Source organism: Streptomyces sp. CB01373, assembly GCF_002803075.1.
In the GTDB taxonomy this organism is placed as follows: Bacteria; Actinomycetota; Actinomycetes; order Streptomycetales; family Streptomycetaceae; genus Streptomyces.
In genome coordinates this window covers 201,424-217,353 of the sequence record NZ_NNBK01000003.1, presented here as the reverse complement: position 1 = coordinate 217,353, position 15,930 = coordinate 201,424, and the positions used below count along the sequence as shown (strand labels likewise).

At 71.5% G+C, this 15,930-nt stretch carries 12 protein-coding genes; 4 read left to right on the top strand and 8 right to left on the bottom strand.

The window, feature by feature from the left end:
• Window positions 1-70 precede the first annotated feature (70 nt).
• The 3 genes from CG719_RS05710 to CG719_RS05700 are packed head-to-tail and all read right to left on the bottom strand — an operon-like array spanning window position 71 to window position 3,812.
• A complete protein-coding gene (locus CG719_RS05710; RefSeq protein ID WP_234375441.1) occupies window positions 71-1,090 on the bottom strand; it encodes an ABC transporter permease in 1,020 nt (339 codons plus the stop codon).
• A complete protein-coding gene (locus CG719_RS05705) occupies window positions 1,087-2,715 on the bottom strand; it encodes an amidohydrolase (protein WP_100567600.1) in 1,629 nt (542 codons plus the stop codon). Before CG719_RS05705 ends, CG719_RS05710 begins: the two co-directional genes overlap by 4 nt.
• Window positions 2,716-2,741: 26 nt before the next feature.
• Window positions 2,742-3,812, bottom strand: a complete 1,071-nt coding sequence (locus CG719_RS05700; RefSeq protein ID WP_100567385.1) for a C45 family autoproteolytic acyltransferase/hydolase — start codon at window positions 3,810-3,812, stop codon at window positions 2,742-2,744.
• 150 nt (window positions 3,813-3,962) lie between these two features.
• Between CG719_RS05700 and CG719_RS05695 the strand changes: the two genes are divergently transcribed.
• Complete coding sequence (locus tag CG719_RS05695; RefSeq protein WP_100567384.1) at window positions 3,963-4,991, top strand: LacI family DNA-binding transcriptional regulator; 1,029 nt, start codon at window positions 3,963-3,965, stop codon at window positions 4,989-4,991.
• Window positions 4,992-5,073: 82 nt separating this feature from the next.
• Here CG719_RS05695 and CG719_RS05690 read toward each other — a convergent pair whose 3' ends face one another.
• Window positions 5,074-5,865, bottom strand: a complete 792-nt coding sequence (locus CG719_RS05690; protein WP_100567383.1) for an SAM-dependent methyltransferase — start codon at window positions 5,863-5,865, stop codon at window positions 5,074-5,076.
• A 328-nt stretch (window positions 5,866-6,193) separates the two neighbouring features.
• On the opposite strand from CG719_RS05690, the gene CG719_RS05685 reads away from it, so the two are divergent.
• Together CG719_RS05685 and fxsT are read left to right on the top strand one after the other, a co-directional pair.
• Window positions 6,194-7,666: a VMAP-C domain-containing protein gene (locus CG719_RS05685; RefSeq protein WP_100567382.1), complete on the top strand. Its 1,473-nt coding sequence runs from the start codon at window positions 6,194-6,196 to the stop codon at window positions 7,664-7,666.
• Between the two features lie 410 nt (window positions 7,667-8,076).
• On the top strand, window positions 8,077-11,913 hold the full coding sequence (gene fxsT, locus CG719_RS05680; RefSeq protein ID WP_100567381.1) for an FxSxx-COOH system tetratricopeptide repeat protein: 3,837 nt from the start codon (window positions 8,077-8,079) through the stop codon (window positions 11,911-11,913).
• An 84-nt stretch (window positions 11,914-11,997) separates the two neighbouring features.
• Here the strand turns inward: fxsT and CG719_RS05675 are convergent, their stop codons facing one another.
• The 4 genes from CG719_RS05675 to CG719_RS05665 form a co-directional block, all read right to left on the bottom strand.
• The gene (locus CG719_RS05675; protein ID WP_100567380.1) at window positions 11,998-13,821 is read right to left on the bottom strand and encodes an HEXXH motif domain-containing protein; all 1,824 of its coding nucleotides are present in this window, start codon (window positions 13,819-13,821) and stop codon (window positions 11,998-12,000) included.
• 14 nt (window positions 13,822-13,835) lie between these two features.
• Window positions 13,836-14,030: a hypothetical protein gene (locus CG719_RS35305; protein ID WP_159024823.1), complete on the bottom strand. Its 195-nt coding sequence runs from the start codon at window positions 14,028-14,030 to the stop codon at window positions 13,836-13,838.
• Window positions 14,031-14,149: 119 nt separating this feature from the next.
• Complete coding sequence (locus CG719_RS05670) at window positions 14,150-15,220, bottom strand: effector-associated domain 2-containing protein (protein WP_234375440.1); 1,071 nt, start codon at window positions 15,218-15,220, stop codon at window positions 14,150-14,152.
• A gap of 41 nt (window positions 15,221-15,261) precedes the next feature.
• Window positions 15,262-15,564: a trypco2 family protein gene (locus CG719_RS05665; RefSeq protein ID WP_100567378.1), complete on the bottom strand. Its 303-nt coding sequence runs from the start codon at window positions 15,562-15,564 to the stop codon at window positions 15,262-15,264.
• 187 nt (window positions 15,565-15,751) lie between these two features.
• On the opposite strand from CG719_RS05665, the gene CG719_RS35300 reads away from it, so the two are divergent.
• Window positions 15,752-15,922, top strand: a complete 171-nt coding sequence (locus CG719_RS35300; RefSeq protein WP_159024821.1) for a hypothetical protein — start codon at window positions 15,752-15,754, stop codon at window positions 15,920-15,922.
• The last annotated feature ends 8 nt before the right edge of the window (window positions 15,923-15,930 follow it).

Genomic DNA, 15,930 nt, shown 5'->3' with positions numbered 1-15,930 from the left:
GCTCTCGTACGACGCGTCGTACTCCGGCCGGCCCTTCGAACTCCGATACGTCGCACCGGTGCTGTCGTGCTCATGAGTCCTTCTTCCCGATCGACACGCGCGGGTCGAGCAGGGTGTAGGCGATGTCGATGAGGGTGTTCAGCACGATGAAGGCCGCGACGTACATCAGGCAGATCGCCTGTACGACGGGGAAGTCCTTCTGCTGCACCGAACTCACGAGGAACTGGCCGAGCCCGCCGAGTTGGAAGACCTGTTCCACGACGACGCTGCCCGCGATCAGGCCGGCGATCGTGAGACCCGCGGCGGTGAGCACCGGCATGGCGGCGTTGCGCATCACGTGTCTGCGTACGACTGCCCCGCGGGGCAGTCCGCGGCTGATCGCCGTCTGCACGTGATCGGCCGTCAGCTCCTGCCGGATCGCGGTCCGGGCGAGTCGCGCGACGAACGCGACGGACGCGAGCGCGAGCGCGACCGACGGAAGAACCATGTGGTAGACCTCGTCGAGACCCCCACGGCCGGCGCCGAACACCGGGAACCATTCCAGGTTGACGGCGAACACGATGATCAGCACGACCGCTCCGACGAAGGTCGGCACCGCCATGACGGCCGTCGCGCCGGCCATGGCGGACCGTGACAGCCGGCCGGGCCTGAGGCCGGCGAGAGTGCCGATGGCCAGCCCGAGCACCAGGACGATCGCCGCGGCCATGAGGACGAGAAGCGTGGTCACGAGGGCGCGGCTTCCGACCAGCGACGACACCGGTTGGTTGTAGATGATCGAGGTTCCGAAGTCGCCGTGCGCCACGCCGCCCAGCCACCTCAGGTACTGCTGCCAGAGGGGGTCGTCGAGGTGATACTCGGCCTTGATCGAGGCGATTGCCTCGGGAGACATGGTGCGGCCGTGCGTGAGATAGGTGAGCGGGCTGCCCGGCGCGGCGTAGAGCGCTCCGAAGACGACCAGGCTCGCGATGAACAAGGTCACCGCCAACCCCGCGGCGCGGGCGGCGATGAACCGCGGCACCACCCCGGCGGGCCGCCGCTTCGCCTTCGCCTGTCCTGATGGCACTGGCGCCGTCATGGTCGCGTGGCTCATCGGTTCACCCCTTGCCGCGCGTCGTGGACCACGCGACCACCGACGACTGTCCTCAGCACTCGCGTGTCGAGCAGTTCCTCGAGCGGCCGGGTGAAGATGTCCCGGTCGAGAACGATGAAGTCGGCGTACAGCCCCTCGGCGAGGCGGCCGTGAAGGTGCTCGGAGCGGCTCGCCCAGGCGGCGTCCCGTGTGGCGTGCACGATCGCGTCCGCCAGCGGCAGGGCGTAGCGCGCGACGTTGGCGGGCAGCGACGGGTCGAGTGCCGAACGCCGTGTCGCCGCGATGAACATGTTGGGCAGCGGCGCATGCGGCGACGTGGGGGAATCGGTGCCGAGCACGAGTGTGGCCCCGGCATCGGTCATCTCGGGCCACGGGAAGCCGCGGTCGACCCGCTCGTCGCCGAGCACTCGTCGCCAGTTCTCCTGGATGGCGGGGTCGGCGTGCACGGGCTGCATGCTGGCCGTGATGCCGAGTGCCGCCAGCCGGTCGATGTCCGCGGGATCGACGACTTCGAGGTGTTCGACGCGGTGGCGGCGGTTTCGGGGGCCGTTGAGAGCGACGGCGTGCTCGACGGCGCCGATCGCGACCCGGATCGCCTCGTCACCGATGGCGTGCATGGCGACCTGCAGGCCGGCCGCGTCCGCGGCGGCCACCACCGGGGCGAGTTCGGCGAGGCTCCAGATCGGATCGGCGTTCGTGCCGTTCACGTAGGGCTTGCCGAGGGATGCGGTGCACCCGTCGACGGTTCCGTCGACCATGACCTTGATGCCGGTCACGCGCAGGAACGGGGTCGACCGGTGGGTGGCGAGTTCGAGGGCGCGCTCGACCTGGGCGAGGTTCCCGCCCTTGCCGCCGGTGGGCTGGACGCGCCAGAACGCGGCGATGCGAGTGGTCAGCGTGCCCGCCTCATCGGCACGGCGCATGGCCTCGTAGTCGTCTTCGCCCAGCGCCATCTCGGTCGAACCGACGATGCCGGACTCGGCGTAGGCGCCGAGGACGACCGCCAGGGCCTCGTCACGGTCGGAGTCACTGGCGAAGCCGTCGAGTACCGGCCACACGAGGTGGTGCATCGCGGTCTCGTCGACCAGACCGGTGGCCGCGCCCCGCTCGTCCCGGTGAATCGTTCCTCCGGGTGGTGACGCCGTGGTGTCGTCGATGCCGGCTTCGGCGAGGGCGGCCGAGTTCAGCCAGATCGAGTGGAAGTCGTAGGCCTGCGCGTAGACGGGCCGGTCGGCGACGACGGCGTCGAGCATGTCCCGGTCGGGCATGCCGCCCGGGATGTCACCGTGTTTCCAGCCGGTGGCGAGCACTCGGGGTGCGCCGGGGTTCTCCCGCGTCCATGTCCGGATGCGCCGCTGGATCTCCTGCACCGTGTTGGCGCCCCAGAGATCGACCTGGGCCGCCGCCTCGCCGGTACCGACCACGTGGGCGTGGCCGTCGACGAATCCGGGGAGGACGGTCGCGCCGTCGAGGTCGTGGATCAGGGCATCCGGTCCGGCCACGCGCGCTGCGGTGGCCCCGTCGCCGACGTAGGCGAGCCGGTCGCCCACCACCACGAGGGACTCGGCCCAGGCGCGTTGGCCGGAGGTGAAGATCCGGGCGTTGCGGTAGAGATGAGCGGGCATTTTCGCGTCCTTGTCCATCGGGCTCCTCAGAACCGGTCGAGACCCTCACGGGCCGCGGCGTCGGGGTTGCCTGCCCTGTACTCGAGGGCAAAGCCGGGAAGGTCGAGGGAGGCCGTGAGCAATGTGCTCCACTGCTCGTGGCCCGGCTGGGAGTCGTCGGCGTGGACGCACACCACCGCTGCGGCGCCGTCGCCGCCGCAGAAGGCGGCCGCGCGCTCCGGCGCGGACCGGCCGGTCATGTCGCCGCGCACGGCGCGCGCGTGGTGGTACCGCTCGACCGACACCGATTCCGGAGTGCTGGTGTCACCGCCGGCCAGGCCGGGATCGAGAAAGTGGTTCGTGTGGATGACCCAGCCGTCGGTGCCGGGTCGCACCACGGCGGATCCGGACGGTGACATCTCGATGGACGCCGCTGCGGCGTGGCCGTCCCGGCAGGTCGCGACGGTCAGCACGGTCGACGCGCTCACGGTGGCGGAGGCCACGATGTCGCGGGCCTCCGCCACCGTTGTCGCCTCCTCGAGGACGCGACGCGCGACAGCGTGGACGGGCACGCCGCCGGTGGCGTTGTCGGAACGGTGGTGCAGGATGTTGAAATGCAGGCCGAGACCGGCGTCGTTCACCCCGATCTTCGCGGCCGTGCCGAACTCGGTGAAGAGCTTCACCCGGCGTTGCCCTCCGGTGACGAGCGACAGCAGAAGACCGTCCGGTGTGAGCGAGTCGTGCCAGTCCCACGTCTGGATCGTCTCGGGTGGGCCGCCGGAGGGCGGTGCGTGCACGGCGGTCGTGCACTCGCCCTTCCCGGGCGCGGCGGCGAGTACTTCGGTCCGTACGCCGACCGCGGCCACCTGCCACGGTTCGAGTCCTGACGCCTCGGCGATTCCGTCGGACTCCTCGACGAGGCCCGGGTACCAGTCGCGCAGGGCGTCGTGGCTGTGGGCGACGATGTCGCGGACGGTGGTTTCCGGGATGCCCAGAACCTTGAAGTGCGCCAGGTAGCGGGCGCTGACGTCACGTACCTGGTCCGCGTGTCGCGTGCCGATCTCGCGTCCGCGGGCGCGGGGGTCGGTGGTGGTCGTGAGCAGTGTGTGCAGCTTCATGGTGTCGCTGTCCGGCCTTTTGGCTTGTGAGGCCCGTCACGGTGAGGGGCGGGCGACACGCTAGGCAGGTAAAACGTTTAATACAATGGCGTTGCGCATGTCACTCTCTGCTTCGAAGAGCAGCGGAAAGCGCGGACCAGGGAGGTCGTCGTGGCTCGATCGAAGGGCGTCACCATTCGCGATGTCGCCCAGCGTGCGGGTGTCTCGGTCGCGGCGGTCTCGATGGCGCTCAATGACACCGGGACGCTGAGCGCGGCCACGCGACTGCGCGTCCGGGCCGTCGCCGAGGAGATGGAGTACCAGGCCGACGCCCTCGCGCGCGGCCTGCGACGTTCGTCGGTCGGGGCGATCGGGCTCGTCATGCGTTCGCTGGACGCGCTGGGTGAGTACGCGCCGCGGGGTGTCGATGTGTTCACCCGCTACATCGGCGCCGCCTCGGCGCAGGCGATGGACCGCGGACTCAGTCTGATGCTCGTGCCCGACCCGACCAGGCGGCCGACACCACCACTCGCGCTGTCGCTCGACGGCTACATCGTGACGATGCCTCATGTGGACGACCCGGTGATCGCTCTCCTCGAACGGCGTGGGATCCCGTACGTCACGCTGGGACGCGATCCCAGCCGCCCGGATTTCACCGACTGGGCCACCGAGGACGACGGCTCGAGCTTCCGACGCGTCTACGAGCACTTCGCCGCGTCCGGGGCCCGGTCGATCGTGCTGTTGCGCGGAACCGACCCCAACGCGTGGAACATCGACAGCGAGGCGACGTACCGCGCCTGGTGTGAAAGCGCCGGGATCACGCCACGCGTCTACATGTCGGCCGAGCGCGCCGGCGAGCAGGGCGGCGAGGACATCGCGCACGCGATCGTGGACGACGGGATCCCCGATGCGATCCTGTGCCACACCGGTCGTCAGGCGGCCGGAGTGCTCGCGGGCCTGACGGCTCGCGGCGTCGCTGTACCCGATCGGACGATGCTTGCCGCGGCTTCCGACTCCGAGCACACCCGGCACAGCCGGCCCGCCATCTCGGCGGTCGAACTCCACGCCGGGGAGACGACGTTGGCGCTGCTCGACCTGCTCCAGGCGCGGATCGCGGGCGAGCCGAGCGCGGGTCCGGTCCTGACGACCGCCCGGTTCCGGGTCCGCGCGTCCTCGCGCCGCACCGGCACGAACGCCTGACGGCCCCGGCCCTTCCGCCGTACGAAGTCCGCGGGGCCTCCCACCCTGGCCGGGCCGCGCAGGGGCCCTGCCCGATGTCCCGTCAGGGAATGCGGGCCACGGCCGCGTAGATGCCGCTCTCCTCCGACGGGGGCGGTTCCTGGTCGGCGCCGTACCACTCGGTGGCGGTGACCAGGCCGGGCGGCGCCAGTTCCAGTCCGTCGAAGAAGCGGGCCACCTCCTCCCGGGTACGGAAGCTGAGGCGGATGCCGCCCTTGGCGTACTGGGCGATCACCTGCTCCGCCAACTCGGGGAAGATGTCGATCGCGGCGTGCGAGAGGACCAGGTGGCTGCCGGACGGAAGGGCCTCGACCAGGCCCTTGACGACGCCGTGGGCGTTCTGGTCGTCGCGGATGAAGTGCATCAGGGCGATCAGCGACAGGGCCATCGGCCGGTCGAAGTCCAGCACTTGACGGGCGTGCCGCACTATCTGGTCCGGCTCGCGCACATCGGCCTGGATGTAGTCCGTGACGCCCTCGGGGCAGCTCACCAGCAGGGCCTCGGCGTGCCGCAGCACGATCGGGTCGTTGTCGGCGTAGACGATCCGGGCGGTGGGCACCGTGCGTTGCACGATCTGGTGGAGGTTCGGCTCGGTGGGTATGCCGGTGCCGATGTCCAGGAACTGGTCGACGCCCTCGGCGGCGAGGTAGGCCGCCGCCCGGTGCATGAACGCGCGGTTCTGCCGCGCCGCGTCCCGCGCTTCGGGCGGCAGCGTCTCGCCGACCGCCTCGTCGACCGGGTAGTTGTCCTTACCGCCGAGCAGCCAGTCGTAGACCCGCGCGGGGTGGGCCCGGCTGGTGTCGATGCGATGAGGCCGCGAGTGGTCCGTGGTCATGGCAGACTCCGTCGTCCGGGAGGTGGGGCTCCGCCGCCTTTTGATCATCGTACGCGGTCGTGATCCGGGCCATGTGCCGAACCGGACAGCGACGAAGTGCCTTCCTGCAGCCCTGAACGCGCGTTTCCCGCAAAGCAGTTGACTCACCGTCCTTGCAGGCCGGCCTCACTCGGCGTGATGCTTGAGCCCTCTCATGTCAGGGGCTCCGGCGGTGCGGTCCCGGGCCGGGTGTGCCGATGCCCCGTGTTTCCGCCACCATGCCCCGCTCCCCGGCCTTACTCTGGTCGGCACCATCAGGGAACCGCGCCGGCTGTCTGGAGGTAACGGGGTGAACGGGCGCAGTCCGGAACGGGTCCGCAACGAGTTGGTCGTCTCCATCGTGGACGTGTTGCAGGGTTCGGCCACGGTGAACCAGGCGAGCAGCCGTGAGATCTGGCGGGAGATGCTCGCGGCCGAGCTGGCCTCCCCCGTGGAGCCGTTCGGCGGGGACCGGCTGCGGCCCTGGCTGCTGCAGATCGTCATGGCGTGCACCGAGGTCGGCGACGGCCTCGCCTGCCTGGTGCGTTCGCTGGAGTACGTGGAACAGCAGTCGACGACGATCGCCACTCTGTGGCCGCTGGTGGACGAGTGGGAGGCCGTCGACTTCTTCAACCACGCCGATCTGCGTCCGTTGCGGCCCGTCCTGCTGTCGCTGAGCTCCCCGGACCTCGCGACCATGGCGCGTCGCGCGAGCCGGTCCCGCGTGCAGGAACTGCCCTCCTGGTGCCGGACGGGGTGGCAGGTCTTCCTGCGGCTGGCGGGAGAGAACTCCCCGAACGGTGAACTCCCGCCCAGCATGGCCTTCCTCGCGCTCTGTGCCGACCGGCTGGTGGCGGACAGCCAGGCCGACGCCGCAGAGGTGCTGCGCCGCTTCACTCGCAGCCAGGCCCACACCCTGCGGCTGGACGGCGCCCTGGCGGACTGGCAGCACTCGGAGTTCCCACAGGCCGCGCCCTCGCTCGTCCCCGCCTATCTGATGATCCAGTTCGAGCCGGACCGGATCGAGGCGGACCGCTTCTACCTGTCGCACTGGCGCCAGTCCGACCCGGAGGGCTGGCACCCCGTACCCGGCCAGCCCGTCCACCTGCGCCGGGAGGAACTCCCCGGCGCGGTGGAGAAGCTGGTGGAGGAGGTCGAGGAGAGATGGGCCGACCTGCGGCAGCCGGTCCTCCTGGAGTTCATCCTGCCGTGGGAACTGCTGAACGAGCCCGTCGAGTGGTGGTCGAAGGAGTCCCGCTCCGACTCCCCCACACCGCTGGCGCTGGACTACCCGGTGGTGGTGCGCAGCCTCGAGCGCTTGCAGCGGACCGCGTGGCACCGGACCTGGCACAACAAGTGGCGGCAGCTTCGGGAGCGCCCCGCGGACAGCCATCCGCACTGGAGCCGTCCGGGACAGGACTCGACCTACTTCTTCCATCTGGAGCGTGAGTTGAAGGAGGACCGGCACGCGGTCTGCCTGGTGCTCAGCGAGCCGCCCGGCGACGACTCGGGTACCGGCCGGCGGGAGGTCCTGGCCGGGTTGCGGGCCGGCGTACCCGCGATGGTCTGGCATCGCAGCGACTGCTCGGACCCGTCGTTCCAGGACGCCATCGGCGAAATACTGCAGGACCGGGGGCTCGGCAGTCTTGCGGAACGCATCGGAAAGTGGCGCAAAGAGGCCCTGGCGCTCGGACCCGAGGTCTGGGACCAGCATGTGGGCCGCCACCTGGCCATTCTGCTGGACGACCCCGAGCGCAAGCCGGGGCCGGCCGGGCCGGCGTAGCGGCCGTGCCCCCGCGGGCCGGGGCACAGGCCGAGGTGATCTGGCGGCGTTCACCGGCGCGGGGCGGTATTGCGACGGTCTTGCGCAGGGGGTTGACGGGGTGCCACGCTGGTGGTCGGGACGCCCCCTGCGGGCGCCCCGCGTACCGCACACCACCGGGGGCGCGTTCCCGAAAACCGGCTTGCGATCCCTCCCGTCATCCCCCTGGTGGACACCCGTCTTGCACCACGCGCAGACGACTGCCAGGCTTGGCAACGTGGCTGTCACGCATGCCCGCGGACTGCGGGACTCCTCTGCCGTCCTTCCTCCGTGCTCGGGCAGCTCCGGACGCTCCGAGGGCGCTTATGCAGCATGACGACGGCCCACGACCCGTAGCGGCGCCCGCGTCTGACGAGGCGTCGTTCGAGGGCGTGCTGCACGCCCTGAGCGGACTGGAGGCGCCGGACCCGGCCGACCGCCCCGCCGTCCTGCTCGTCGTCGACGACCACGTGAGCATGCGCGTCTGGGAGGAGACGATCGGCCGGCTGGCCGACGGGCTCGCCCGTCAGGAGCGGCTGGGCCGGATCACCACCGCGCGGCTGCTGAGTTCGGACGACACCGAGCCGGCCCGGATCCGGCTGGACCACCTGCCTCCCGCCACCACCCGGCACCGGGTGGTGCTGGTGCTGACCGACGGCCTCGCCGCGGGATGGCGGGCGGGCGCGGTGCTGCCGCTGCTGCGGGAACTCGGCCGGTCCGAACCGCTCGCCGTGCTGCATCTGCTGCCGCAGCGGCTGTGGTTCCGCACGGGTCTGGACGTGCACCGCATGCGCCTGAGCGCCACACATCCCTGGGCGCCGAACGACTCCTTGCGGTGGGAGCTGCGCACCTCCCCGCTCGAACCCGTCGAAGACGCCGGCGCCCGGGCCGGCGTGGTGCCGGTGCCCGTCCTGGAGGCGACCGAGCGATCCCTGTCCTGCTGGGTCGACCTGGTGGCCGGACGCGGGTCCGGGGAGAAGGAGATGTCCGGCGTCCGGGCCCGTGACTGGAAACGGCGGCCGGACGCCGCGCGGGCGTTGCCCTGGCTCCATGGCGTCCCCGACCCCGACAGCGGCGTCCCCGCCCGGGAGCGCGTCTCGGACTTCCGCGCCGCCGCCTCGCCCACCGCCTTCGCGCTCGCCACCCGGCTGGCGGCGGCGCCGCTGACGCTGCCGGTGATGACGGCGTTGACCGCGTCCGTGCCGGGCGCCGGGCCCGCCCACCTCACCGAGCTGCTGATGAGCGGACTCGTGCGGCCGGCGAGCGGGGACGCCGAGCGCGCCGCCGACGTGGCCTTCTCCTTCGGTCCGGACAACCGCCAGGAGTTATTGGCGCTGTCCCGTCGCCGTGACACCGTCCGGGTGCTGCACGACGTACGGGCGCTGATCGCACCGGAGGACACCGAGCCGGTCCGGCCGGGCGACGGCGACCCGCCCGAGACGGACCATGTCCCGCGGGTGACCCCGCACAACGTCGCCTTCCTGCGCATCGAACTGGCCGCGTTGCGCGCCCTGTCCGGACGCTTCCTGCCACAAGCCGAGCGGCTCGCCCGCGCGCTGCGCGAGTACGACCGCGAGAACACCGTGAGCCTGCGCAAAGGCGCGGGCCCCCGCCCCGGGCGCACCGTCCCTCGCGCGCAAGACACAACTGCAGAAGGAGCCACGGCCATGTCCACCACGCAGCAGGAACCCGCGGTGGAGAGCGGGCGTCCGACGCAGCCGCGCGTCTGGGGCAACATCCCCCCGCGCAACCCGTACTTCACCGGCCGCGTGGATCTTCTGGAGCGGCTGAGCGAACGCCTGCGGGAGGGTTCGACGACGACCGTGCTGCCGGAGGCCATCCACGGCATGGGCGGCGTCGGCAAGACCCAGCTGGCCATCGAGTACGCCTACCGGCACCAGTCCGAGTACGACATCGTCTGGTGGATCCCCGCCGAGCGCCCCGGCCAGATCGGCCAGGCCCTCGTCGAACTCGCCCAGCGGCTCGGCATCGTCACCACTTCCGAGGCCAACATCGCCGGACCCGCGGTGCGCGAGGCGCTGCGCGAGGGGCGCCCCTACTCCCGCTGGCTGCTGATCTTCGACAACGCCGACAGTCCCGAGCGGGTCCGCGACTACTTCCCGACCGGGGGCAGCGGCACCATCCTCATCACCTCGCGCAACCGCCGCTGGAGCGTGGTCGGCCCCTCCCTCGAAGTCGACGTCTTCACCCGGGAGGAGAGCAAGGAGCTGCTGCGCCGCTCCGGTCCCGACGATCTCGCCGACGCCGACGCGGACCTCCTCGCCGACGCCCTCGGCGACCTCCCGCTCGCCCTGGAACAGGCCGCGGCCTGGCGGGCGGAGACCGGGATGCCGGTGTCGGAGTACCTCCGGCTGTTCGAGCACAAGCGCAGCGAGCTCCTCGAGGTGTCCCCGCCGCCGGACTACCAACTGCCGGTCGCCGCCGCGTGGAACGTCTCCCTCGACCACCTGGAGACCCGCAGCCTCACCGCCCTGCGCCTGCTCCAGCTCTGCTCCTACTTCGCGCCGGACCCCATCTCCCGCTCCATCTTCTCGGGCCTGGGCGGGTCCACGATCGACCCCGAGCTGGACAGGGCCCTCAACGACCCGATGCGGCTGGCCCGCGCCATCCGGGAGATCAACCGTTACTCCCTCGCCCGTATCGACCACCGGACCAACTCGATCGAGATGCACCGCCTGGTGCAGGCCGTGCTCATCAACCGGATGTCCCCCGGGGAACAGAAGCGCATGCGCGACGGCGCCCACACCCTGCTCGCCGCCGCCGATCCGAAGGGACCCAACCAATCGGCCAACTGGCCGCGCTACGCCGAGCTCTACGGCCATGTCATCGCCTCCGGCGCGGTCGAGTCCGACCAGCCGTGGGTCCGCCAGCTCGTGCGGAACATCGCCAGATACCTCTGGTACTGGGGAGACCACAAGGTCGCCCGCGAGTTCACCGAACAGGTCTGGGAGACCTGGGAGCAGCTGTTCGGCGAGGAGGACCAACAGACCCTCCTGGTGGGGTGGTGGCTCGGCTTCCTCTACCTGAAGGCGGGCCGGTACGACGACGCGTCGCGGATCGCCGCCCAGCTCAAGGACGTATACGCCCGCACGGCGCCCCCGGACCGCGAGGACACCCGGGAGGACGCGCTGGAGACGATGAACCTGGAGGCGGCGGTACGCCGCGTCCAGGGAGACTTCGCCACCGGCACCCAACTGGACCAGACGGCCTACGACCGGGCCCGCCGCGCCTTCGGCGAGGACGACCCCGTCACGCTGACCACCGCCCACAACCTGGGGGTGAGCCTGCGGCTCGTCGGCCAGTTCCAGCGCGCGCTGGAACTGGACCGGCGCACGCACGCGCTGAAGACCCGGCTGTTCGGCCGTGATCACCAGCAGTCGCTGATGACCGAGGCGAGCATCGCCATCGACGTCCGTGAGACCGGTGACTACGTCGGCGCGCGGTCCCTGCAGCAGGCGGTCGTCGACGGCTACCGGAGCCTCTTCGGGCCCCGCAACCCCACGACTCTCCAGACTCTCCGACAGCTCGGCGAGTCCTGCCGTAAGGAGGGCGACCACGCCACGGCGCTCGAGCTGGCGCGCGAGGCGTTCACGCAGTTCACCCGTCGCTACGGCGACACCCACCCGGAGTCCCTGACGGCCGCGCTCACCCTGGCGGTGGCGTTGCGGCACAACGGCGAGCTGGAGGCGGCCCGCGACCGCGGAGAGCGGGCGTGCGAGCGGTTCCGCCGGCTCTTCAGGAGCGACCATCCGCACGTTCTGGCGGCCGACATCGACCTGGCGGTGACCTACCGGCTGCTGGGCCGGGTCGAGGAGGCCAAGGAGCAGGACGAGCAGGCGCTCCGGTCGCTGATCGAGCGCCTGGGAGAGAGCCATCCGATCACGCTGGCCTGCGCCATCAACCTGGCGAGCGATCTGAGCGCGCTGGGGCGGACGCACGACGCACGCGAACTCGGCACGAAGACAGCGGCGTTGTGCTCGGCGAAGCTGGGCGAGGACCACCCCACCACGCTGGTGTGCCGGGCCAACCTCGCCCTGGACCTGATCGCCGTCGGCCGGGAGGCGGAGGGCGAGGCACTGCACGCGGAGGTCGTGAGCCGTATGGAGCGCGTCCTGAACGAACCCCGTCAGGCCGGTCCCCACCCTGCGACGCTCCACGTACGGTCCCGGGAGCGGGCCAACTGCGACATCGATCCGATGCCGCTGTGAGGTGACGGGCCCGCGGACCGAAGTGCCGCCGTTCCTGCCGGGAGGGGCGGCACTGGCGCGACCGGTCGGCCCGGCAGTCTCCGGTCAGTGCGCCGCGAACGGGGGTGAGCCGAGCCACGTGGCCAGATGGACGGGGTCGGGTGGGGTGCCGGTGGTACGGAGCAGGGCTTCGTGCGTCGCGCGGGCCCGTTCGGGGTGGTGGCAGAGCAGGCGGGCCGCGACCGGGTGTGTGTCCGAGGCGGCAAGGGCCCGGCCGAGGCCCGCCCAGGTGCCGGCCCGTCCGGGCTCCACGGCCAGGTCTGCCACGTACGCCTGACGGGCCGCGGCGGCGTCGCCGGCCGCCAACAGGGCGTCACCTGGCCGTGCTCCGGTGACTCGTGCGGCGGCCTCTTCGGGCCCTGCGGAGTGCCGGTCGTCGTCCGCGCCGCCGAGGCGGTGGCGGACGAGTATCGCCAGACAGTCCAGCCATCGCGCGGAGGGGTCGGGCACCAGCTCCGGCTCGGCCGCGAGGGCGCCGGGCGGTCCGCTCTCGCCGGCCAGCCAGGCCCGTACGGCCTCGTCCACGGCCGCCGGGGCGGGCCGCAGATGATGGGCCCGCCAGCGCGTGACATGGTCGGCGACGCAGAGCCGGGCCGACGCCAGGTCGTCCTCGGGCACAGGCTCGACGAGCCACTGCGCGCAGCGGTCGCGGAGCGTGTCCAGCAGGGTGGTGCCGAGCGGGGTGAGACGTGGATGGCGGTGGATCTGTTCCATCGCCGTGGACACGTGGGCCCGCCACAGCGCGAACTCGAAGTGTGCCGTGGCGGTCCGTGCGTCGGTGGCACGGCGGTGGGCACGCCAGAAACGGGTGATGCCGATGAAGGCGTAGATGCCCTGAAGGAGCCCTTCGATCGGACGGGGGTCGTCCCGCCAAGGCGCGTACCACAGCTCCGTACCGCTGTCGGCATCCCCGGTCACGAGAGGTGTCAGATGCAGCAGACCGCCCAGCTTGGTGTGCTGGAACTCGTGCACGAGCGTGACGGCCAGTTGGACGGCGTCGTCCGGCTCCGAGGCCTCGATGCCGCCGAACGCGTCCCCTGACGACACGCTACGTGGCCGAAACCTTTCCCTTGCCGGGGTGGGACTCAGAGAGAACACGCCCCGCCGCATCGCGGCGGCCGTCTCGGGCTGGTCGCGCAGCAGCACCTTCCAGGACCGCTCCAGCGTCTGCCGCCACCGCGCCGCGGCCTCCTCGGGCAGCGGGCTCGGCTCGGTCGGCCGCGGATACGTCCGGTACGGGTCGACGTCGTCCAGGGCGACTTCCAGCCGCAGTCCGGCCGGGCCGACCGCAATCCGGCGTACCGGATGCCACCCGGGTCCCGCCGAGCCCGGCGGCAGCGGTACGGCGACCGTGTGCCCCGGCGACCGGACCACGGCATGTCCGGCTTCGGCCCGCACGGTGGCCGTCGTCCACGGCTCGGCCGAGGGCAGTTCGGCGCAGCCCAGGGTGGGCAGGGGAACCCTGCCGTACCGGACCGGTACCTCGATGCTGAAGTCGAGCTCCGCGCGTAGCGCGGCCGAGGCGGCCAGGGCACGGACATGGCCGAGCACCACCGCGAGCGGCGGCTCGTCCTGCTCCGCGGTTCCGGCGCGCAGCCGGCGCAGCGCGGTGGCCAGCCACATTCCGGTCTGCGGATACATGAGCAGCTCGTCGACGACGGCGGGGGTACGGCGCTGAGCGGCACTGAGCAGATCCCACGCAGGACCCAGGTCCGCGGCGTCGTCGAGCATCCGTAAGAGCAGCAGCCGGCGGCTGCGTTCGGCCGCTGTCAGGAGGTCCACGGTCGCCGGTCCGCCCTCGCCGCGGGCCAGTTCGGCGAGGCTGCCGGGCGGGACACGATGATGCGGCAGCAGCGGCTCAGCGGGCATGGGCGGCCCCGTCGTCAGCGGAGACGCCCCTTGCCGCCGTCTCCTCCTTCTCCGAAGCCGGCGACGCTGGCCAGTGGGTGATCGATCCCGTGCTGCAGTTCCTGAAGCGACATGGCGAGAAATCGACTGTCAATGGAGCGCAGTGCTTCAAGAGACACCCCCGCGAGATCGACAAGACTGGACTCGACGGTGGCCGCAGACGACTCCATGACGGCCAAACCCCTTCCCCCCGGTGGCAAGTACGGATGCGGGCTGCTCACATCCCCCTGATAATCGCCCGCCGCAGCCTGGATGAAACACCACATCCGCGCGGTGCCGCCATATCGGGTCAGCCTTCGTCATCGCCACCGCGATGGCGCCGGGACAACTCCACCGCCTCCTTGTCGAGGCGGGCCACCCCGGCGGAGTCACCCTCCATCAGCCTTACCGCTTCCATGAGTTGGTCCAACGTGCCGCGGTAGCGAAGACAGGTGCGCAGGATCCCGAACACGTCCGGACGCAGCGCCGGTGAGCGGGGGCTCATGGCCGCGATCACCGGATCGATGCTGCCCAGCACCAGCGCCAGGGTGGTGCGCTCGCTCACCGCGGGCAGTGCGGTCAACGCGCCGACCAATCCGTCGAGTTCCCGCAGCGGCAGGTCGTCCGGCAGGTGCGCCAGGCTGCCGGGGCCCGCGGGGCCGGCCGGGCGGGCGGCCGGCTCGGGCGGTGACGTGGGCAGCCCGGCGTACCGGTGCAGCAGGGCGAGGTCGGCACCGGGCAGCAGCTCGTACCAGCGGTCCGCGCGGACGGCGGCGAGGCGGCCCAGGCCGTCCGAGCGGTGGTGGGCGCTGACCAGTCCGATGAGTGTGCCGGCGTGCCACACCGCCGCGCCGGACATGCCCTCCCAGGGGGAGCGGTCGGGTTCGGGGTCCGACCGCGGTGGGGTGACCGCGAGTTCCAGGGTCCCCTCGCGGCGGTTGGACAGCACCGAGATCACCCCGGTGGCGTGGCAGGAGTCGCGGTACTGGGAGGGTGAGCCGTCGTCGAGCCGGCGCATCCGGTCCTCGCGCAGCTTGAACCGCGGGAAGCCCAGCGCGCTGCACGGCAGCAGTTCGTCCGTGTCGGGTACGGCACCGTAGGCGGGCGGCTCGGTCACGGCCGCGTGGACGCCGGGCGGCACGGGGCCGGTGAGCTCCAGCAGTGCCACGTCGGCCTTCTCGGAGGCCAGCACCACGTGCGCGGGCGCGGTCCACTCGTCGGGGCGGTCGGCTTCGAAACGCACGTGGACCCGGGGGCGCTCCGCCTCGGCGGCGCGGACGACGTGCGCGGCGGTGAGGACGTGTGAGGGGCCGACACGGTAGCCGGAACCCCGCCGTCCGCTGCCACGCCCCTCGGGCCGTCGCACCAGCACCTCCGCCACGCGTACCGGATCCAGTCCCCGACGCGTCCGGGTCACCGCGCTCAGCGCTCGCCCTCGGCCTCGCCGCCGCCGACCCACGGCGCGCGTCCGCCACCGCTGCGCGTGCGCGGGTCGAGTGTCAGCTTCACCCGGTGCGTGACGCTGTCCGCCAGTCGGCCGTCCGCGCCGGTCTCCACCACCCAGAAGCGGATCTTCCCGCCCGCCGTGGCGGACCGTTCCACGACGACGGCCGCCTCCAGCTCCACGGGCCCCACCTCGAAGTACAGGTCCTCCCCCTGCGCCGCGGTACGGGCCGCGGTGAGCTCGCGGCGCAACTCCTCAATCAGTTCGGCGAGTTCAATCACGTCCGCTCTTTACCCGGAGGGTCCATCCTTCACTCGATCCGGGTGGATTCCGCCTTTCCGGAGCCGTGTGACACCACGGATGCATTAGGGTCGTGCCGCGGCCTGAAAAGTGTTGAAACTGTGAAGCAGTGGCATACATCAGGCATTCTTCGCATCACTTCACTTTCACTGTCATGGGGACGGCGTCATGGAGAAGACCGGAGTCGAGTCGGAGCTGATCGACCTCAGCGGCGTCCCGTTGGACATCTGGCCGGACCTGGAGCTGCCGTCCGCCGAGGGCTCCATGCGGCGCCTGCTCAGCCGTATCGACGACCCGGCCGGCAGCCTCGGCGGCTACAACCCGCAGCGCGACGAATAGGCACCTTC

Excerpts from the sequence above, each read along its gene's own strand:
- CG719_RS05700 (WP_100567385.1), bottom strand. The coding sequence starts at position 3,812 with ATGAAGCTGCACACACTGCTCACGACCACCACCGACCCCCGCGCCCGC.
- CG719_RS05675 (WP_100567380.1), bottom strand. The coding sequence starts at position 13,821 with ATGCCCGCTGAGCCGCTGCTGCCGCATCATCGTGTCCCGCCCGGCAGC.
- CG719_RS35305 (WP_159024823.1), bottom strand. The coding sequence starts at position 14,030 with ATGGAGTCGTCTGCGGCCACCGTCGAGTCCAGTCTTGTCGATCTCGCG.
- CG719_RS05710 (WP_234375441.1), bottom strand. The coding sequence starts at position 1,090 with ATGAGCCACGCGACCATGACGGCGCCAGTGCCATCAGGACAGGCGAAG.
- CG719_RS35300 (WP_159024821.1), top strand. The coding sequence starts at position 15,752 with ATGGAGAAGACCGGAGTCGAGTCGGAGCTGATCGACCTCAGCGGCGTC.
- CG719_RS05705 (WP_100567600.1), bottom strand. The coding sequence starts at position 2,715 with ATGCCCGCTCATCTCTACCGCAACGCCCGGATCTTCACCTCCGGCCAA.
- CG719_RS05690 (WP_100567383.1), bottom strand. The coding sequence starts at position 5,865 with ATGACCACGGACCACTCGCGGCCTCATCGCATCGACACCAGCCGGGCC.